The organism is Anaerofilum hominis (genome assembly GCF_014287275.1).
Lineage (GTDB): Bacteria > Bacillota > Clostridia > Oscillospirales > Ruminococcaceae > Pygmaiobacter > Pygmaiobacter hominis.
This window is the reverse complement of sequence record NZ_JACONZ010000001.1, coordinates 211,329-229,280: the sequence shown is the minus strand read 5'-3', so window position 1 is coordinate 229,280 and position 17,952 is coordinate 211,329. Positions and strand designations below refer to the sequence as shown.

The 17,952-nt window shown below is 61.4% G+C and carries 17 protein-coding genes and 1 tRNA gene; 7 read left to right on the top strand and 11 right to left on the bottom strand.

Annotation, left to right across the window (positions count from 1 at the left end):
- The first annotated feature begins 57 nt into the window (after nucleotides 1-57).
- From murB to pfkA, 5 genes are all read left to right on the top strand, one after another.
- The gene (gene murB, locus H8S23_RS01045; protein ID WP_186886461.1) at nucleotides 58-966 is read left to right on the top strand and encodes a UDP-N-acetylmuramate dehydrogenase; all 909 of its coding nucleotides are present in this window, start codon (nucleotides 58-60) and stop codon (nucleotides 964-966) included.
- A gap of 27 nt (nucleotides 967-993) precedes the next feature.
- Entirely contained in the window at nucleotides 994-1,857 is an 864-nt protein-coding gene (rapZ, locus tag H8S23_RS01040; protein ID WP_186886460.1) for an RNase adapter RapZ, read from the top strand.
- A gap of 4 nt (nucleotides 1,858-1,861) precedes the next feature.
- Nucleotides 1,862-2,788, top strand: a complete 927-nt coding sequence (whiA, locus tag H8S23_RS01035) for a DNA-binding protein WhiA (protein ID WP_186886459.1) — start codon at nucleotides 1,862-1,864, stop codon at nucleotides 2,786-2,788.
- Complete coding sequence (locus H8S23_RS01030) at nucleotides 2,781-6,284, top strand: DNA polymerase III subunit alpha (RefSeq protein ID WP_186886458.1); 3,504 nt, start codon at nucleotides 2,781-2,783, stop codon at nucleotides 6,282-6,284. Before whiA ends, H8S23_RS01030 begins: the two co-directional genes overlap by 8 nt.
- Nucleotides 6,285-6,430: 146 nt before the next feature.
- Nucleotides 6,431-7,405, top strand: coding sequence for a 6-phosphofructokinase (gene pfkA / locus H8S23_RS01025; protein WP_186886457.1), 975 nt, complete (start codon nucleotides 6,431-6,433; stop codon nucleotides 7,403-7,405).
- 319 nt (nucleotides 7,406-7,724) lie between these two features.
- On the opposite strand, the gene H8S23_RS01020 is transcribed toward pfkA, so the two are convergent.
- The 9 genes from H8S23_RS01020 to H8S23_RS00980 all read right to left on the bottom strand — a co-directional run bounded on the left by H8S23_RS01020 (nucleotide 7,725) and on the right by H8S23_RS00980 (nucleotide 14,879).
- Nucleotides 7,725-9,092: a hypothetical protein gene (locus tag H8S23_RS01020; protein ID WP_186886456.1), complete on the bottom strand. Its 1,368-nt coding sequence runs from the start codon at nucleotides 9,090-9,092 to the stop codon at nucleotides 7,725-7,727.
- A gap of 3 nt (nucleotides 9,093-9,095) precedes the next feature.
- Complete coding sequence (locus H8S23_RS01015) at nucleotides 9,096-9,830, bottom strand: ATP-binding cassette domain-containing protein (RefSeq protein WP_186886455.1); 735 nt, start codon at nucleotides 9,828-9,830, stop codon at nucleotides 9,096-9,098.
- Between the two features lie 16 nt (nucleotides 9,831-9,846).
- On the bottom strand, nucleotides 9,847-10,338 hold the full coding sequence (locus H8S23_RS01010; protein ID WP_186886454.1) for a hypothetical protein: 492 nt from the start codon (nucleotides 10,336-10,338) through the stop codon (nucleotides 9,847-9,849).
- Nucleotides 10,322-11,050: a hypothetical protein gene (locus H8S23_RS01005; RefSeq protein ID WP_186886453.1), complete on the bottom strand. Its 729-nt coding sequence runs from the start codon at nucleotides 11,048-11,050 to the stop codon at nucleotides 10,322-10,324. Before H8S23_RS01005 ends, H8S23_RS01010 begins: the two co-directional genes overlap by 17 nt.
- Complete coding sequence (locus tag H8S23_RS01000; RefSeq protein ID WP_186886452.1) at nucleotides 11,047-11,442, bottom strand: GntR family transcriptional regulator; 396 nt, start codon at nucleotides 11,440-11,442, stop codon at nucleotides 11,047-11,049. The genes H8S23_RS01005 and H8S23_RS01000 overlap by 4 nt, the downstream gene beginning before the upstream one ends.
- 696 nt (nucleotides 11,443-12,138) lie before the next feature.
- The gene (locus H8S23_RS00995; protein WP_186886451.1) at nucleotides 12,139-13,011 is read right to left on the bottom strand and encodes an SIR2 family NAD-dependent protein deacylase; all 873 of its coding nucleotides are present in this window, start codon (nucleotides 13,009-13,011) and stop codon (nucleotides 12,139-12,141) included.
- Entirely contained in the window at nucleotides 12,941-13,756 is an 816-nt protein-coding gene (locus H8S23_RS00990) for a protein-ADP-ribose hydrolase (RefSeq protein ID WP_186886450.1), read from the bottom strand. Before H8S23_RS00990 ends, H8S23_RS00995 begins: the two co-directional genes overlap by 71 nt.
- 21 nt (nucleotides 13,757-13,777) lie before the next feature.
- Nucleotides 13,778-14,401: a 4Fe-4S binding protein gene (locus tag H8S23_RS00985; protein WP_186886449.1), complete on the bottom strand. Its 624-nt coding sequence runs from the start codon at nucleotides 14,399-14,401 to the stop codon at nucleotides 13,778-13,780.
- A gap of 76 nt (nucleotides 14,402-14,477) precedes the next feature.
- Nucleotides 14,478-14,879 carry a pyridoxamine 5'-phosphate oxidase family protein gene (locus tag H8S23_RS00980; protein WP_186886448.1) on the bottom strand — a complete coding sequence of 134 codons (402 nt, stop codon included), beginning with the start codon at nucleotides 14,877-14,879 and terminating at the stop codon, nucleotides 14,478-14,480.
- Between the two features lie 142 nt (nucleotides 14,880-15,021).
- On the opposite strand from H8S23_RS00980, the gene H8S23_RS00975 reads away from it, so the two are divergent.
- A complete protein-coding gene (locus H8S23_RS00975; RefSeq protein WP_186886447.1) occupies nucleotides 15,022-15,438 on the top strand; it encodes a winged helix-turn-helix transcriptional regulator in 417 nt (138 codons plus the stop codon).
- A gap of 212 nt (nucleotides 15,439-15,650) precedes the next feature.
- Here H8S23_RS00975 and H8S23_RS00970 read toward each other — a convergent pair.
- Nucleotides 15,651-15,726 (bottom strand) — tRNA-Ala (locus tag H8S23_RS00970).
- Nucleotides 15,727-15,937: 211 nt separating this feature from the next.
- Here H8S23_RS00970 and H8S23_RS00965 point away from each other — a divergent pair.
- Entirely contained in the window at nucleotides 15,938-17,320 is a 1,383-nt protein-coding gene (locus tag H8S23_RS00965; protein ID WP_186886446.1) for an MATE family efflux transporter, read from the top strand.
- Nucleotides 17,321-17,429: 109 nt separating this feature from the next.
- On the opposite strand, the gene H8S23_RS00960 is transcribed toward H8S23_RS00965, so the two are convergent.
- Nucleotides 17,430-17,930, bottom strand: a complete 501-nt coding sequence (locus H8S23_RS00960; RefSeq protein ID WP_243165796.1) for an HDIG domain-containing metalloprotein — start codon at nucleotides 17,928-17,930, stop codon at nucleotides 17,430-17,432.
- Nucleotides 17,931-17,952: the final 22 nt, after the last annotated feature.

Here is a 17,952-nt window from a genome sequence, read left to right as displayed (position 1 = left end):
GGGGATGCGCTGTGCGGCTTTTTTGTGTAGGCATCACTGCGTTACAGGAGGAAACGGATGATCGATTACCAGATACTGGCGGGCCAGATGGAAGCGGCCGGGGTGCACGCGCGCCTGCAGGAACCGCTTTCGCGGCACACCACTTTCCGCATCGGCGGCCCGGCGCGGCTGTTTTGCCTGCCCGCCTCCGAAAACGCCCTCATAGCGGCGCTGGAGCTGTGCCGTGCCGCGGGCTGCCGCGTTTATCTGCTGGGCAAGGGGTCCAACACACTGTTCAGCGACGAGGGCTTTGAGGGCGCGGTGATCTCCCTGGGCATGGGGCTGGACGGCGTCCGGGCGGAGGGGAACGGCTGCCTGAGGGCAGGCTGCGGGGCCTCGCTGGCCCAGGTCTGCCTTTTTGCGGCAAAAAAGGGCCTGTCGGGCCTGGAATTTGCCTATGGCATCCCCGGCTCGGTCGGCGGCGCTGTGTACATGAACGCGGGCGCTTACGGCGGCGAGATGAAAGACGTGCTGACACAGGTGCGCTGCCTGACGGCGGAGGGCGAGCTGAGAGAGCTGGACAGGGCCGAACTGGGACTTGGGTACCGCACCTCCCGTTTTGAACAGCAGGGCGGCGTGATCCTGGCCGCCGATTTTGCCCTGACCCAGGGCGAACCCGCACAGATCCGCGCGAAAATGGAGGAGTTCATGGGCCGCCGCACCGAAAAACAGCCGCTTGACAAGCCCAGCGCGGGCAGTACGTTCAAGCGCCCGCAGGGCGCTTTTGCGGCGGCGCTGATCGAAAGCTGCGGGCTGAAAGGCTTTCGCATCGGCGGCGCCGCGGTGAGCGAAAAGCACAGCGGCTTTGTGGTCAACCTGGGCGGCGCAAGCGCCCGGGACGTGCTGGCCGTGGCCGACGAGGTGGCCCGCGTCGTGGAGGAAAAGACCGGTTACCGTCTGGAAAAGGAGATCAGGGTCGTTCGCTGAGGGCCCGCAAAAGAGGGGAAGTCAAGGATGGGACTGTTGATCGTCAGCGGCCTTTCAGGGGCCGGAAAATCGCTTGCCGTGCACGCGCTGGAGGATATCGGATATTTTTGCATCGACAATCTGCCCCCCGCGCTGCTGTGCCGGTTCGTTGAGTTTTCGATGCAGAGCGGCAACGAGATCGAAAAGCTGGCCGTGGTGATGGATGTGCGCGGCGGCGAGGAGTACGGGGGCCTGGCGGAGGCGATGAGCCAGCTGCACAAAAGCGGCGTGCCGTTTCAGTGCCTGTTTCTGGACGCGCAGAACGAGGTGCTGGAACGCCGCTATAAAGAGACGCGCCGCACCCATCCCCTGAGCATCAAAAACCGCGTCTCCATTGAGGAGGCGATCCGGCGCGAGAGGCAGATGCTGCGCCCCATCGCCGAGAGCGCGGACTTTGTCATCGATACCTCGGTGCTCTCCACCGCCCAGCTGCGGGACAGGGTGGTCTCCCTTTTCACCGAGGACATCCGCCAGGGCATGGCGGTCACCGTGATCTCGTTCGGGTTCAAGTTCGGCATCCCCAAAGACTCCGACCTGGTTTTTGACGTGCGCTGTCTGCCAAACCCCTTTTATATCCCCGAGCTCAAGCACAAGACCGGCCTGGACCAGGAGGTCCGGGATTATGTGCTGGGGTTTGAGGAATCGCAGGGGCTGCTGGCGCGGCTCAGGGACCTGCTGGAATATTCGCTGCCCCTCTATGTCAAAGAGGGCAAAAGCCAGCTTTCCATCGCGGTGGGCTGTACGGGCGGCAAACACCGCTCGGTGACCTTTGCGCGGGAGCTGTATGCCTCGGTGAGCGCGGCGGGCTACCGCGCGTCGATCCTGCACCGGGATGTGGAGAGGAACGTGTGAGCGGATGAGCTTTTCCGGCAGAGTAAAGACCGAACTGTGCAAAAAAAGCGTCCAGCGGCCCTGCTGCCTGCGCGCGGCCTGCTGCGGCTTTGCGTGCTTTGCCAAATATTTTGACGAAAAGGGCGTGGTGCTGCACACCGAGCGGGCGCTGGTGGCCCAGACGGCGCAAAAGCTGTTCCGGCGCATCGGGGTGCGGGGCGAAGTGATCCAAAAGCAGCGCTCCGAGAGCGTGGTGTACGAGTTTGCGGTCAAAGACCCGTCCATGGCCCGCAGATTGCTGGCCGAGTACGACCTCACCGGCAGGGAGCCCAGCCTGCGCATCGACCCCGCCGTTTTTGCCTGCGAGGCCTGTTTTTATCATTTTCTCTCGTCGGCCTTTCTCTGCTGCGGCACGGTGGCCGACCCCGCGCGGGAGTACAGCCTGGAATTTGTCAGCACCCGCCGCAACCTGATGGCGGACCTGGAGGCGCAGCTGCGGGAGCGGGGCTTTGAGCCGCGGCGGGCGCAGCGCCGGTCGGCGCAGGTGCTGTACTTTAAGGCCAGCGAGCAGGTGGAGGACCTGCTCACCGCCATGGGGGCCACCAGCGCCAGCCTGGCGGTGATGGAGGAAAAGGTCTACAAAGAGCTGCGCAACAAAGCCAACCGCATCACCAATTGTGAGAACGCCAATATCGACAAGATCGTGGCCGCTTCCGGCAGCGCGCTGGACGCGGTGCGGATCTTGCGGGAGAACCAGTGCTTTGAGACGCTGCCCGAAGAACTCAAGGCGGTCGCCTGCCTGCGGGAGGAGTACCCGGAGTACTCTTTAGCGGAGCTGGGAAAGCTGCTGGAGCCGCCGCTCAGCCGGGCCGGGGTCTGCCATCGGATGAAAAAGCTCACGGGCCTGGCGGAAGAAATCAGTAAAAAGAACAGGGAACAAACGCATGAGTGAGACAAACAGACAATTTACGCATCTGCACCTGCACACCGAGTACAGCCTGCTGGACGGCGCCTGCCGCATTGACCGGCTGTTCGAGCGCGTCAAAGAGCTGGGCCAGACCGCGGTGGCCATCACCGATCACGGCGTGATGTACGGCACGGTGGACTTTTACAAGGCCGCGAAAAAGGCCGGCGTCAAGCCGATCATCGGCTGCGAGGTCTACGTGGCGCCCCGCACCCGCTTTGACAAGGTGCACCGCATCGACTCGGCAAATTATCATCTGGTGCTGCTGTGCGAGAATGAGACGGGCTACAAAAACCTGATCAAGCTGGTATCGGCGGGGTTTGTGGACGGCTTTTACAACAAACCGCGCGTCGACCACGACCTGCTGCGGCAGCACCATGAGGGGCTGATCGCCCTGTCGGCCTGTCTGGCGGGGGAGATCCCGCAGGCCCTGCTGGCGGGAGATCTGGACAAGGCGCGGGAGACCGCTCTTTTTTACAAGGAGCTCTTTGGCCCCGACCACTACTATATGGAGATACAGGACCACGGCCTGCGGGAACAGCGGGAAGTGCTGCCGCAGCTCATCCGGCTGGCGCGGGAGCTGGACATCCCCCTGGTGGCCACCAACGACAGCCACTATCTGACCAGAGAGGACAGCAGGATGCACCACATCCTGATCTGCATCCAGACCGGCAAGACGGTGGAGGACGACGACGTTTTGGAGTTCGGCTCCGACGAGTTCTATGTCAAGAGCACCGAGGAGATGTACGGGCTGTTCCCCATGGCGCCCGAGGCCTGCGAGAACACCAACAAGATCGCCGAGATGTGTGATTTCGACTTTGAGTTCGGCGTGACCAAGCTGCCCTATTTTGAAGCGCCGGACGGGCAGGACAACGGCGCTTATTTCCGCGCCCTCTGCGAGGCGGGCCTGCAGCGCCATTACGGCCCTGCGGTGCCGCAGGACATCCGCGAGCGGCTGGAGTACGAGATCTCGGTCATCGACCGCATGGGGTATATCAACTATTACCTGATCGTCTTTGATTTTATCAACTACGCGCGCAGCCAGGGCATCCCGGTGGGGCCGGGGCGGGGCAGCGGCGCGGGCAGTCTGGCCGCCTACTGCATGGGTATCACCAACATCGATCCCATCCGCTACAATCTGCTGTTCGAGCGCTTTTTGAACCCCGAACGGGTCAGCATGCCGGACTTTGACGTGGATTTCTGCTATGAGCGGCGGCAGGAGGTCATCGATTACGTGGTGCGCAAGTACGGGGCCGACCACGTGGCCCAGATCATCACCTTCGGCACCATGGCGGCGCGCGCCGCCATCCGCGATGTGGGCCGGGTGCTGGCGATGCCCTACCAGTCTGTGGACCAGGTCGCAAAGCTGGTGCCCTCTGAGCTGAAGATGACGCTGAACAAGGCGCTGAAAGTCTCCCATGAGCTGAAAAATCTCTATGACGGCGATGAAAAGGTGCGCGAGCTGATCGACATGGCCCTCAAGATCGAGGGCATGCCGCGCCACGCCTCCACCCACGCGGCCGGCGTGGTCATCACCCGCGAGGCCGCCAATGAATATGTGCCGCTTTCCAGCAACGACGGGCAGATCGTGACCCAATTCACCATGACCACCATCGAGGAGCTGGGCCTGCTGAAGATGGATTTTCTCGGCCTGCGCACCCTGACCGTGCTGCACGACGCCGAAAAGATGGTGCGGGAGACCATTGACCCGGATTTCTGCCTGGACGAGGTGCCGGACGACGACCGGGAAGTTTTTGAGATGCTGTCCACAGGCGACGCCTACGGCGTGTTCCAGTTCGAATCCAACGGCATGCGCCAGGTGCTGGCCCAGATCAAGCCCACCGGCATCGAGGATATGATCGCCGTCATCTCGCTGTACCGCCCCGGCCCGATGGACTCGATCCCGACCTATATCCACAACCGGCACGACCCGTCGGCCGTGCGCTACAAAGTGCCCCAGCTGGAGCATATCCTGGGCGTCACCAACGGCTGTATCGTCTATCAGGAACAGGTCATGCAGATCTGCCGGGAGCTGGCGGGCTTTTCTTACGGACAGGCCGATCTGGTGCGCCGGGCCATGAGCAAGAAAAAGCATGACGTTATGGAGCAGGAGCGCGCGCACTTTATCGACGGCTGCCAGGAGCCGGGCAAGGAGTGCCCGGGCTGTGTGGCCAACGGCATCCCGCGGCAGGCGGCAAACGATATCTTTGACGAGATGTCCAGCTTTGCCTCCTACGCCTTTAACAAATCCCACGCCGCCGCCTATGCCGTAGTGGCTTATCAGACCGCGTATCTCAAATGCCATTATGTCAGGCAGTTCATGGCCGCACTGCTGACAAGCGTGCTGGAAAATACTGACAAGGTCATCGAGTACTCCGCCGAGTGCCAGCGGCTGGGCATCCGGGTGCTGCCGCCGGACATCAACAAGAGCGGCCTGGGCTTTACGGTGGACGGGGAGGATATCCGCTTCGGCCTGCTGGCCCTCAAAAACGTGGGGCGCAATCTCATCAACGCCGTCATCCAAAAGCGGAGCGAGGCCCCCTACACCAGCATGTACGACTTCTGCAGCAAGATGTACGGCCGCGAGATCAACCGCCGCGCCGTCGAGAGCTTTATCAAAAGCGGCTCTTTTGACGCGTTTGGGGACAGCCGGCACGCCATGCTGGAGAGCCTGGAGAGCATGCTGAAGAGCATCGAGGGCGAAAACCGCCGCAACCTTGAGGGACAGATCAGCCTGTTCGGCGGCACTGACGAGGAGGAAAAGCAGAATCGCTACGATCTGCCCAAGACCCCGGAATACCCCCACAACGAGCTGCTGCGCATGGAAAAGGAGATCAGCGGCCTGTACCTGTCCGGCCATCCGCTGGACCAGTACCGGGACAAGATCGACCGCTTTGCGACCGCGACCATCGCTTCGCTCTCGGGCGAAGAGGCCGAGCAGATGGACAACCGGCAGGTGACACTGGTGTGCGCCGTGGTGCGCATCAAATACCTGACCACCCGCTCTGACTCCATGATGGCCTTTGTCACGGTGGAAGACCTGACGGGCACGCTGGAACTGCTGGTTTTCCCCAAGGTGCTCACCCAGTGCGGCCCGGCCATCTTTGAAAACGCGGTGGTCGCGGTGCGGGGCAGGGTGTCCGTAAAAGAGGAGGAGGGCGCCAAGCTGGTGGCGGACGAGATCTGCGCCGTGGACCAGTACCAGCCCCCCCGGGCGGGAGGGCCCCAGCGCCCGGCCGCCCCGCCGCCCCGGCAGGAGCATGCGGCCACGCTGTACCTGAAGCTGGCCTCCATGCAGGGCGCAGAGTTTTCGCGGGTAAAAGACCTGCTGGAGATCTTTTCCGGGGATATGCCGGTAAAGATCAAATTTGAGGACACCGGCAAGGTGGTGCTTGCGCCGCGCCAGCTGTGGGCGCTGCAGAGTCCGCGGCTGCTGTCTGAACTGTCCGAACTGCTGGGCCGGGAATGTGTTGTTGTCAAGTAAGGATGGACTATTGATGTAACTTTCAGACCGGCGCTTGATTCCAAATCGGGAACCCTCTATAATGAGTAATTGGGAAATTATCGCCGGGGCATCGCCCGCGCGGCCCAGAGAGGAATTGGAGACTAATTTTAGGGAGGCCACATCACATGGCAAAAGAGATCAAAACCATTGGCGTTCTGACCAGCGGGGGCGACGCGCCGGGCATGAACGCGGCGATCCGCGCGGTCACCCGCACCGCCCTGTATCACGGCATGAAGGTCATGGGGATCTATCGCGGCTACAACGGCCTGATCAACGGCGATATCAAGGAGATGAATGTGCGCAGCGTCTCTGAGATCATCCACCGCGGCGGCACCATGCTCTACACTGCCCGCTGCCTGGAGTTCAAGACCCTCGAGGGCCAGAAAAAAGCGGCGGACCGCTGCCGCGAGCTGGGCATCGACGCGCTGGTGGTCATCGGCGGCGACGGCTCTTTCCGCGGCTGCAAGGATATGGCGGCCCAGGGGATCCCCTGCATCGGTCTGCCCGGCACCATCGACAACGACATTGCCTGCAGCGATTATACCATCGGCTATGACACCGCCATGAACACCGCGGTGGAAATGATCGACAAGCTGCGCGACACCACCCAGAGCCATGACCGCTGCAGCGTGGTGGAGGTCATGGGCCGCAATGCGGGCTATCTGGCCCTCAACACCGGCATCGCCGTGGGCGCGCTGGCGACCCTGATCCCGGAGGTCCCGTTTGATATCGACCGGGACATCGTGCAGCGCATGAACGACACCCGCCGCACCGGCAAGCAGCACTTTATCATCATCGTGGCCGAGGGCGTTGGCCGCGCGCACGACTTTGCAGAGATCATTGAAAAAAAGACCGGCATCGAGAGCCGCGCCACCGTTCTGGGCCATGTGCAGCGCGGCGGCAGCCCCACCCTGCGCGACCGCGTCTCCGCCAGCCAGATGGGCTATCACGCAGTGCAGCTGCTGCTGGACGGCAAGTTCAACCGCGTGGTGGGCACCCGCGGCAACGATATCGTCGACTTTGACATCACCGAAGCGCTGAATATGCACAAGAGCATCCACACCGCGCTGTATGAGATGTCCAAGGTCATTTCCATTTAAAAGCAGCAAAAAGAGAGGCAGCCTTTGAGGGCTGCCTCTCTTTTTTTGCCGGACCGCCGGTTCTGGTGTGGGGGGCCGGCGGCGGTACGGGGGACGAGCAGAAGTTCTTCCGCGCCGCGCCGAGCGCGCGGGATGCCCGCCGCACAGCAGACCTGGAGGCAGGGCGCGCACCCGGTTCCCGCTGCGGCCGTCGCAGAGGCCGCGGGCCGCCGCTTTTTTAAAGGAGAGGTCACTGCGCGCCCGCCCGCGCGCCGCAGCCGTCTCCCGGACCGGCGGGGCAGGGGAAGCGGGAGCTGGCGCGCCAGGGTGTATAATCCGTTCAGGACGGCAAAAAACTGAGTTCCAGAGGATCGGCTTCCGCCAGACGGCAGCGGTAAGCGTAGTCGGCGGGAGGGGAGAGATCCAGACTGTGCCGGTAGAGACCGGCGTAGGCGAGGCGGCCCTCTTCAAACACGGAGAGATAAAAGCTGCACAGAGAATAGTCCTGCGGCGTGGCCGCCACCAGACGCACTCCGTCATAGGCAAAGACCGCGTCGTGTCCCAGCAGTTTGAAGCCGTCCTCTCCGGCGTCGCAGGTAAAAGCGGTCTCATAGCCGCCCTCCCCGTCAGAGCGGATCAGCGCAAAGTTTCCCTCGCCGGTCTGGATGACCATAAATTCCGGGTAGAACCACTGGTTCCAGAAGATGCTGCCCTCCCCGGCGGGCATAAAAGAGAATTTTTGCAGCTGCCGCGTCCCGGAGGCGTCGAGGACCGTCAACCAAAAGGCGTCCGCCTCGCGGGTGAAGAGAAACAGTTCTTCTCCGTCCGCACTGGCGGCCAGGGCGTAAACTTCGCTCGCCTTTTCGTCTATCGGAAAGACCCTTGTGATCGCGCCGGCGGTCAGGGTGACGACGCAATCCTGCGACTGGCTTTTCTCAAGTGGAAGATAGTAAAGGCCGTAGCCGCCGGGCACGCGGCTGAAATCCAGCGAGGCGCGGTCCGTGAAAGAACCGGAAAAGGCGAGAAAACACCCGCTTTCGGTCACGACCGACGCGGTGGACAGCGCCCCGATGCTCCCCACGGAGGAGATCTCCACGTTGGAGACGCTGCCGCCGCCGTCTTTCTGCACCGTGACCTGCACCAGGTGATCCTCGGGGACGGGGAACTGAAAATAGTCCCGCACCGCTTTCTGCAACTCTTCGGTGCCATTGTAAACACAGTCCGGGAAAGAGAGGTCCAAAAAGAGGGGATACACGTCGTAATAATCGCGGAGAGGGAGGGTCTCGGTGCGCTTTTCTCCCGGCGCGGTGCGCTCTGCCACCGCGGCGGCGGGCCGCACCGTCAGCCCCCATTGATCGTCGCTCAAAAGGTCGATGTCACTGCCGCTGACGCCCCCGTCGCAGCTGACGTAAAGCGAGAGGGAGGGGGAGCGCGGCCGTGTCTCCCGGCGCTCTGTGCCGGAAAAAGAGAAGTCCGTTTGGGCCGATGGGTTTTTGCCCGCGCGGCAGGCGGTGTCCCAGAACAGGTGACCGCCGCACCCGGCGCGCACCTGTACGGCGATGCCCTCGGCCGCGGCGGGGTCGCCGGAAAGCGTGTCCGCGTCTATCAAAACGCCTGCTTCCCAGCCCCGGGACAGGGCAAAGGCGCCCAGCAGGACGCCGGCGGAGAGCAGCAGCAGGACACAGGCCAGGGTCAGGCTTCTGCGCATAGATCATTCCTCCTCCGGGGCAAGATCGGACAGGGCGCGGCTGACCCGGTCCGGCCGATACTGATAGGCCTCCTTGACAAAATCCATCAGGCTGCGGCCCGACTCTTCCAGTTCCATCATCGGCATATCTCCCACGATCTTGCCGCTGCGCAGCAGCACGGCGCGGCTGATGAAGTTCTCCACCTCTTCCAGCAGGTGGGTGGAGAGCAGCACGGTCTCGCCCGGCTCTAAAATGCCCAGCAGCACTTTATAAAAATCCTCGCGGTTGAAAATGTCGTTCCCGGCAAAGGGCTCGTCCATAAGGATATAATCCGCGCCCTGGCAAAGCGCCAGGATCACCTCGAACTGATTCTGCTGCCCGGTGGAAAAACGGCGCAGCTCTCTGCTGCGCGGCAGCTCGAAAAAGTCCATCAGCCGCTCAAAGCGCTTTTCGCGGAAGTGGGGGAAATGCAGCCGGTAAAATTCGCGGTGGGCCTCTGCGGGCAGGGTGGGGAAAAAGGAGTGCTCGCTGGTCGCAAAAGAGAGGCGGCCGATATTTTTGCGCGTCACGGGCGCGCCGTCCAGCGTGATGCTGCCTCGGTGGTCCAGATAACCCAGAATGCATTTCATGAGGGTGGTCTTGCCCGCGCCGTTTTCACCGAACAGGCCCACCAGTTCCCCGGGCCGCAGCTCCAGGTCTACCCGGTCCAGCGCTTGCCTGCGCCCGTAGGATTTGCTTACTGATTCCAGTTTGAGCATCGTCTCGGCCCGCCTTTCAAAAATAATAGTGCCACGGCTGCAGGGGAAGATAGCCGTCCGGCGTAAACAGCAGATAGATCGCACAGTAAAGCGCCAGCAGAAGCAGCGCGGTGAAAAGGCAGGCCGCGGCCCCCAGAGCGGGCAGCGCGGCGCAGCGGCGCAAAAGCTCCCAGCGCTGGGGCAGGCGGCGCATCAGGTAGATGCTTTTGCTGCCCTGATAGTGGTAAAACCAGTGGTAGAGGGCAAGGCCTGCCATACACACCGCCACAGCGGCAAAGCCGGCGAGCCCGTGATCCAGCAAAGCGAAGAACCCGGGCATGGAGACCTCCGGCATCTGCGGCGGGGGAACGTTTTCCACCATCCAGAGCAGCTCACTGCGGTGCGAGAGAAAGCGGAACACAAATTTAAGGCTGTAGAGGAAGCTGAGCGAGAGCCCGGCGGCGATCCATTTGATCTCGGCCGCCGCACGGATGCCCGGCGGCGTCCATGCATCAAGCGCGTTTTTCATCCATATCTCCTTTCCACAGGCTGAAAAGGGCGCAGGCGCCCTGGGCCAGCGCAATCAGCGTGAGCAGCAGATCGGAACCGAAACTCGCCATGGGCTGGGCAAACGCCACGCAGACAACGGCCGCCAGCAGCAGCGGTTCCAGCCGCTGTTCCCCGTGGCGCTGCCGCAGAGGAAAACAGGCTGTCGTGACGCCCAGCCCCGCCAGCAGGGCCAGGTTGCGCACTGCCCGCCCTGTGTCCCGCAGGGGCAGCAGGCTGTGCAGATAGGGAACGCGATAGAAAGCGAGAAAGATCGTCTGACCGCGCAGGGCGGGCTCAGCAGATGCCAGGTAAAAGCGGCACAGGAGCAGCGCGGTCAAAAGCTGCGCCGCCCAAAACACCAAAAAGCAGACCGTGCTGCACAGGATGGCCCAGCCCGCGGTCTGCCGCTCGCTGATACGCAGCCGCCGCAGCGTGTACCCTGGCCGGCTGCCCAGGGCGTCGCAGCCGGTGAAACACAGCAGCGCGCAGAGCAGCAGAAAAAAGAGCGCGCTCCCCAGCGGCACAAAGCTGGCGGCAAAGACCGTTTCCAGCCCCGGAGGGCCGCCGCGCAGCCGCCAGGCGGCGAACGCGAACAGAGCGGCTTCCACGGCGCCGGACAGCAGTGCAAGGGCGGCAGCCTTGTAAATGGTGCTGCGGACAAAAAGCATCAGCACCGAGAGATGACGTTTCATTTTTCCTCCTTTCCGGGCAGCTGATCCCAAAAACGATCTACCAGAGCCAGCGCTTCCGCTTTGGAAAGCCCGCTTTGCCGCAGTGCGCCGACGGCGTTTTTGACGTCGCTTTCCAGCAGCTGGGCGCGGATGCGGGCGACGACCTCCCCGCTGGCGCAGACAAAACTTTTTGCCCCGGTATGGGAGGAGATGACGCCGCTGTCCTCCAGCAGGCGATACGCTTTTTGCACCGTATTGGGGTTGACCCCCAGCAGTGCGGACAGCACCCGCCGGGAGGGCAGCTCGTCCCCCGGCAGGATGGTCCCCGCAACGATGCCGCGCTGGAGATAGCGCACGATCTGGAGATAGAGGGGGATGCCGTCCTGCAGGATAAAGCGGTCGAAGGAGACCACGGTCCCAACCCCTTTCCACTTTGAATCATAAACTGTATCATTCAATTAATACGGTTTAACTGTATTATAGGACTGATACGGTTTTCTGTCAAGCAGAAAGCTCTTTCTAAAAAAGAGATTTTTCACTTCTGTACCGATACAAAAAAAGAACAAGTCGGATTTGACCGATAGGAAGTACTGCTTTTAGGTCGCACGGGCTGCAGGGCGGCAATTTGCTGAAGAAACAGAAAACGCGCCTGTTGTCACAAAACAGGCGCGTTCAGGCGGGTTTGGGCAGAATCCGCACAGGATCAGCGGGATCACACGATTTTGGCGCGATAAAGGGAGGGGCCCGGCTTTGCGGGATGCGGATGCGGGGCCGTTCCCCGGCTATTCCCTGCACGGCGTCACCCAATGATGCGGTTTGCGCGATAGCGGCCCGGCCCTGGGGCATGTGGATGCAGGACTGCATGCCGCGGTTTTTCCCCGCACGGCATTTTCGGATGCTGCGGTTTGCCCGCGCCGCGCCGCGAAAGGCGCCATTGTGAGCATGGACAAAGACGCGGTGCAAAAGCCGGTTTACCAGCGCAGCGCCGCGAAAAGCGCCGCTGAGGGGGCGGCACAGGGAGGCCCCATGGCCTCTTTTGCGGTGCTGCCGCCGGACGCAATGTTTTCTTCTTTTTGTAAAGATCGCTGCTTTTTTACGGCGAGGCGGTCTCAGGCACGCAGCCGGGCCAGCACCGCGCCGATGTCCTCGCCAATGCAGATGCTGCGCCCGGCAAGTTCGCGCGGGGCTGCGGCCTCTTCCAGGTTGACGCAGGCATAAACGGCGTCGGGGTTTTGGAGCGCGAGACGCCAAAAGGGATATTTGATGATCGACGGCGTATTGCCGCCGACTCCCAGCTCCAGATACAGCACCCGACCGTTTTCGTGCCGGCGCAGAAATTCCTCATACCGGCCGCGGGCCGCGTACCAGCCCGCGTCCTGGACAAAGGTCTCGTCACAGCGCAGATTCATCGACATGGGCCGCCCGCAGACCGGGCAGTGGGGGATCAGCTCCGAGGGGATACGCATCTGCCGCTGCTCCGCCGCCATGCGCCTCACGGCCGGCTCGTTGTCATAGGTCTTTTGACAGCAGGGCAGGGAACACTGCCACAGGCCGTAATCACCCTGGGTATAAAACAGGCGGCGCTTGTCGAACCCGGCGGACTGGAAGCAGTGGTCCACATTGGTGGTGAGGACAAAGTGCTCTTTTCTCTCCAGCAGCGCCCGCAGGTCAGCATAGGGCTGTCCGGGCAGGCGGTCGTAACGGTTGCAGAGGATGTGGCGGCTCCAGTAAGCCCAATAGCTCTCCGAGGTGGGAAAAGGATAAAAGCCCGCGGAGTACATGTCGCGAAAGTGGTATTTGGCGATAAAATCGGCAAAGTTTTTTTCAAACCGCTCCCCGGAATAGGTCAGCCCGGCGGCCGAGGAGAGGCCGGAGCCCGCGCCCACCACCACTGCATCGGCTGTCTGCAGCTCAGCTTTCAGGCGCGCGATCGGGCCCCAGCAGGCTGCGGTAGAGGTCGTCGTCGGTCTTTTTGTAGACATTGAAGATCACCTTTCTGACGGAGGTCTGGTCTTGCAAGAATTCTTTCACGGCAGTCACGGCGATCTGAGCCGCTTCAGGGGCGGGAAAATGGAATTCGCCGGTGGAGATACAGCAAAAGGCCACGCTCTCCAGCCCTTGCTGCGCCGCCAGGGTCAGGCAGGAGCGGTAGCAGGACGCCAGCTGCGCCCGGTGCCGCGCGCCGACGGCACCTGTCACGACCGGCCCCACCGTGTGCAGCACAAACCGGGCGGGCAGATTGTAGCCCGGTGTGATCTTTGCGCCGCCGACCGGCTCTTCCCGGCCCTGTGCCTGCATCAGGCGGTGACAGGCGTCGCGCAGCTGCAGCCCTGCGGCGGAGTGGATGGCATTGTCGATGCAGCCGTGGCAGGGGATAAAACAGCCCAGCAGGGCGCTGTTCGCCGCGTTGACGATGGCGTCGGCGGCAAGCCGGGTGATATCCCCGCGCCACAGGCACAGGCGGGGGTCTGCGGCGGTACACGGCAGAGACAGGGCGCTGACGATCCCTTTTTCATCCCGTTCCCGGCTTAAAAGCGCATCCTGCAGCGCCAAAAAGTCTTTTTGCAGCGGCAGGGGCGGGCGCAGGTTCATCAAGCTGCGCAGCAGACGCCGCTGGGCCGTCTCTTCCAGCGGAAAAGCTTGTGCCTCTGCGGCGTATTGCGGCAGGTCTTTCAGCAGCATCGCATTCAGTTTTTGCAGTTGTTCCACCCGGTCTGATCTGTCCATCTTTGTGCCTCCCCAAAAGGTTCATCCCAGCTGCGACACAGCGCCCGCCGGGCAGGCCTGCAGACAGTTGCCGCAGTGGATGCAGTGGCTGGCGTTGATGCTGCACGGCGTTTTTGCGCTGATGCAGCCGCAGGGACAGACGGTGAGACAGGCCCGGCAGCCGGTGCAGCGTGAGCTGTCGATGCGGTATCCGCCTGGGGCGGCCCGGCATCCTCCAAACGAAAAAGCCTGACGGAAAGGCGGCTGTTGTGAAAGGTCGAAGTATTCTCCCGCGCCGCTGTAGAGCTGAAAGACCTCCAGGGCCCGTCTGCTCGCGGCAGTGGGGTAGATGCGGGCCATATAGGGGTTCTTTTGAAAGATCTCTTCCAGCCGCGAGGTCCCGATGCTGCGCACCGCGCCGCGCACAGAGATCGCCGCGGCGGACAGCGTGGTCCTTCCCTTTATGCCGCTGAGCGCGGCAAATCCCGACGCGGTCAGACGGCGGTGGAAGGCCTTGCCCTTGGCGGTGAGAAAGTACAGCCCGCCCTCATCCGCCAGCATCAGGTCGATCACGCAGGTCTGAGGCAGGCCGTTTTCATCTGTTGTGGCAAAAACGACAGAATGGACGTCCCGCTGCAGGATCTCCAAGATCTCCGCTGCTGTCATAAAATGCCTCCTTGTCCCGCTTTGAGGGTGTCCCCGCGGGGAAAGCCGAAAAGGGCCGCCCGCCGGACAAAGCTTTTTACCAGTCAAATTCCTGCGGCGGGTCGCCGGAAAAATCGGCGATCACGGCGTGGGCGTTTTCCAGATAAAATACCGTAAAGATAGGGTTGTCGGCGGCGCCGTACTGGCTTTTCACGATGGGGTTTGCCATGCAGCCCTCTTTCACCGCAGGGTCATCCACAAAAACGGCTTTGCCGGACAGGCGGATCCAGGCGTAAGCCGGGCTGGAGACCGAGACCTCCACATAGGGGTTGGCCTGCATGTCCTTGTACACCTCTTTGGTGTTGTTGGTGCAGAACCACAGCTTGCCCTCCCGCTCAAAGCAGAACATAAAGGGGCAGCATTTTGCCCTGCCGTCGCGCCCGACGGTCGCCAGATACTGCACAGGATTTTCGGTGAGAAATTTTACGGCTTCATTCATGGGATGACCTCCCTATTTTTATTTGGGGCTTGCGTTTGATTGTCCCTGTGTTCATAATAAGAGCGTACAGATGAATTGTAAAGTAAGCACAATTTTGTGCTGTAGTTACCTAAAAGAAACTATTGGACGGAGGAGACAGTCCATGGAAACCCAAAATCTGCCGGCCTGCCCGGTGGAAACCACCCTCACCCTGATCGGCGATAAGTGGAAAGTGCTGATCCTGCGCGATTTGATGGGCGGCACCAGGCGTTTTGGAGAGCTGAAGCGCTCCATCGGCAAGGTGAGCCAAAAGGTACTGACCGCACAGCTGCGCGCCATGGAGGAAAGCGGCCTGCTGCTGCGCAAAGTTTATGCCGAGGTGCCCCCGCGGGTGGAGTATACCCTCACCGACACAGGTTACAGCCTGAAGCCCATCCTGGACGCCATGTGGAGCTGGGGCGAGGATTATAAAAAGAAAAACGCGCCATCGCAGCATGACGCGCAAAAAGAAGCTGGAAGACCGCAGGCAGAACAAAACGGCGCAAAGGCAGACAAAACGCCCGACAGCCCTTTTTTGTAATGGTTTATAAAACAAACAGACGCAGCCGCCCCGCGAAAAAATCCGGGCAGGACGGAGAAAAAAGCGTCGCGCAGCGAGGTTTCCCCAAAGAGGCAGAGAAAAAAGAGAGATTTCCACTATTGCAAAGATCAGCACCGAGCTGTAGGGCGCCGTATTGGGGCAATTAAAACAAGAAAAAACCCGCTTAAACATTTGTTTAAGCGGGTTTTCAGTGGTGGAGATGAGGGGGATCGAACCCCTTACCTCTTGAATGCCATTCAAGCGCTCTCCCAAGTGAGCTACACCCCCACGGGTCTTGCGGTCTCTTGACTGCTCGATTATTATAGCAAACTTGCCTCCCGGTTGTCAACACTTGATTTAAAAATTTTTCCATTTCTGTTTGGGGCTTTCTGGGTGAAAGGGGAAAAAGATTTTTCTTGCTCTTTCCGGCACTGTTTGCTATAATCAGTTCCGGCATCGCCGTGCGGCGGTGCCGGATTTTTTTGTAAGGGGCAGTGGAATGGCGCGACTCAATGACCTGGGGCGGGACAAGGTAGGCGGGCTGGTGCTGCGGCTGGCTATCCCCGCCATGCTGGCGCAGTTCGTCAACGTGCTGTACAGCATTGTGGACCGCATGTATATCGGCAATATCTCCGGGGTGGGTGGTCTGGCTCTGGCCGGGGCAGGGGTATGCGGCCCCATCGTCAGCCTCATCTCTTCTTTCGCTTTTCTGGTGGGCGTTGGGGGCGCACCCTTGCTGGCCATGCGCATGGGGGAGGGGAACCGCAAGGGCGCGCAGGCGATCCTGGCTAACTGTTTTCTTATGCTGCTGGGGCTATCCGTCCTGCTGACAGCGGTTTTTCTTGCGGCAAAGGAGCCGCTGCTGCACTGGTTTGGGGCCAGTGAGGCCACCTACCCCTACGCGAACAGCTATCTCACTGTCTACCTGCTGGGCACTGTGTTTTCGATCCTGTCGGTGGGGCTCAACCAATTCATCGTCTGCCAGGGCTTTTCCACGATCGGCATGGCCACGGTCCTCATCGGCGCGATATCCAACATTCTGCTGGACCCGGTCTTTATCTTTGTGCTGGACCAGGGGGTCGCGGGCGCGGCCGCGGCGACCGTGCTCTCACAGGCGGCCAGCTGCGCTTTCACCTTGATCTTTCTGTTCGGCGGGCGCACACGGGTGCGCATCACGTTCCAGGGCTACGATCTGCGCATCATGCGTCGGGTACTCACTTTCGGCGTCTCCCCGTTCCTGATCACCGCTTCGGACAGTGTGATCCTCATCGCCCTCAACAGCGTGCTGCAGCGGTACGGCGGCCCGCAGGGCGGGGATATGTACATCACCTGCGCCACCATCGTGCAAAGCTATATGCAGCTGATCACCATGCCGCTCGGCGGTATCACCGGCGGCACCCAGCCGGTGCTGAGCTTTAACTACGGCGCAAAAAAGATCGACCGCATCCGCAGCGGTTTTCGCAGCATTCTGGCGCTTTGTGCGGCGTTCAACGGTGTGATGCTACTGATCTCGCAGGTGATCCCGCAGGTGTTTGTGCGCATTTTCACCCAGGACCCTCAGTACACGGCCCTCTCTGTGTGGGGCATCCGGGTCTTTACCTGCGGTATTCTGGTGCTTGCTTTTCAATATACCTTTGTAGACGGCCTGACGGCGCTGGGCATCGCCCGCATCGCCGTGCCGCTCTCGCTGCTGCGCAAGGGGCTGTTTTTGGGGGCGACGCTGCTGCTGCCGCCTCTGTTTGGCGCAAAGGCCGCTTTTTTTGCGGAACCCATCGCGGATGTAACCGGCGGCCTGATCAGCAGCGCCGTTTTTGCCCTGGTCATTGGTAAAATACTCAAAAAACGACAGGAAATGCCGGACGGCGCGGCCCTGTACGAATAAAGAAAAAGATCGATAACAAAAAAAGGAACCGGATACAGCCGGTTCCTTTTTGTTGTTTTTTGTTTGTCAGACGCCTGCCCGCTGCGGACAGAGGAGCCTGCCGCCGGTGTCAGGCGTTTTCAGCGGCGGGCGCAAAGGCGAGCCGCTGGCCCACCCGGGCGGCCTTGTATACATGCAGCATCTCCGCCGTCGCACAGAGCTTATCGGCAAGGCTGACCACAAAGCTCTCGCGGTGACGGGGCAAAGCGCGGGTCAACGGCCACATGTGTTTGACGATGATATCCCGCTCAAGGTCGTTCAGACCAAATTTTTCCGCGTTTTGCAGCGCCATCAGCGGATGGACGATCAGCCGCTCGAACCGGCCGATATCGGTTTTGCTCCAGTCGCAGAGGTACAGGTCGTGCAGCAGGCCGCCGCGGGCGGCGGCACGGCAGTCCAGCCCCAGACGGCGGGCCAGCACAAAACTGACGTAAGAGACGAAAACGCAGTGCTCATAGCAGCTGATGCCCTCCGCATGCTGCGAGATCCCGCGCATGGCCTGGACTTCCTCGGCCTGCAGCATGGGCGCGATCAGCTCGCGGAAAGCGGCCCTGTTTTCTTCATTCCACATGGGGATCATCTCCAAATAAAAA

Excerpts from the sequence above, each read along its gene's own strand:
- murB (WP_186886461.1), top strand. The coding sequence starts at position 58 with ATGATCGATTACCAGATACTGGCGGGCCAGATGGAAGCGGCCGGGGTG.
- rapZ (WP_186886460.1), top strand. The coding sequence starts at position 994 with ATGGGACTGTTGATCGTCAGCGGCCTTTCAGGGGCCGGAAAATCGCTT.
- whiA (WP_186886459.1), top strand. The coding sequence starts at position 1,862 with ATGAGCTTTTCCGGCAGAGTAAAGACCGAACTGTGCAAAAAAAGCGTC.
- H8S23_RS01030 (WP_186886458.1), top strand. The coding sequence starts at position 2,781 with ATGAGTGAGACAAACAGACAATTTACGCATCTGCACCTGCACACCGAG.
- pfkA (WP_186886457.1), top strand. The coding sequence starts at position 6,431 with ATGGCAAAAGAGATCAAAACCATTGGCGTTCTGACCAGCGGGGGCGAC.
- H8S23_RS01020 (WP_186886456.1), bottom strand. The coding sequence starts at position 9,092 with ATGCGCAGAAGCCTGACCCTGGCCTGTGTCCTGCTGCTGCTCTCCGCC.
- H8S23_RS01015 (WP_186886455.1), bottom strand. The coding sequence starts at position 9,830 with ATGCTCAAACTGGAATCAGTAAGCAAATCCTACGGGCGCAGGCAAGCG.
- H8S23_RS01010 (WP_186886454.1), bottom strand. The coding sequence starts at position 10,338 with ATGAAAAACGCGCTTGATGCATGGACGCCGCCGGGCATCCGTGCGGCG.
- H8S23_RS01005 (WP_186886453.1), bottom strand. The coding sequence starts at position 11,050 with ATGAAACGTCATCTCTCGGTGCTGATGCTTTTTGTCCGCAGCACCATT.
- H8S23_RS00995 (WP_186886451.1), bottom strand. The coding sequence starts at position 13,011 with ATGTCTACAAAAAGACCGACGACGACCTCTACCGCAGCCTGCTGGGGC.
- H8S23_RS00990 (WP_186886450.1), bottom strand. The coding sequence starts at position 13,756 with ATGGACAGATCAGACCGGGTGGAACAACTGCAAAAACTGAATGCGATG.
- H8S23_RS00985 (WP_186886449.1), bottom strand. The coding sequence starts at position 14,401 with ATGACAGCAGCGGAGATCTTGGAGATCCTGCAGCGGGACGTCCATTCT.
- H8S23_RS00980 (WP_186886448.1), bottom strand. The coding sequence starts at position 14,879 with ATGAATGAAGCCGTAAAATTTCTCACCGAAAATCCTGTGCAGTATCTG.
- H8S23_RS00975 (WP_186886447.1), top strand. The coding sequence starts at position 15,022 with ATGGAAACCCAAAATCTGCCGGCCTGCCCGGTGGAAACCACCCTCACC.
- H8S23_RS00965 (WP_186886446.1), top strand. The coding sequence starts at position 15,938 with ATGGCGCGACTCAATGACCTGGGGCGGGACAAGGTAGGCGGGCTGGTG.
- H8S23_RS00960 (WP_243165796.1), bottom strand. The coding sequence starts at position 17,930 with ATGTGGAATGAAGAAAACAGGGCCGCTTTCCGCGAGCTGATCGCGCCC.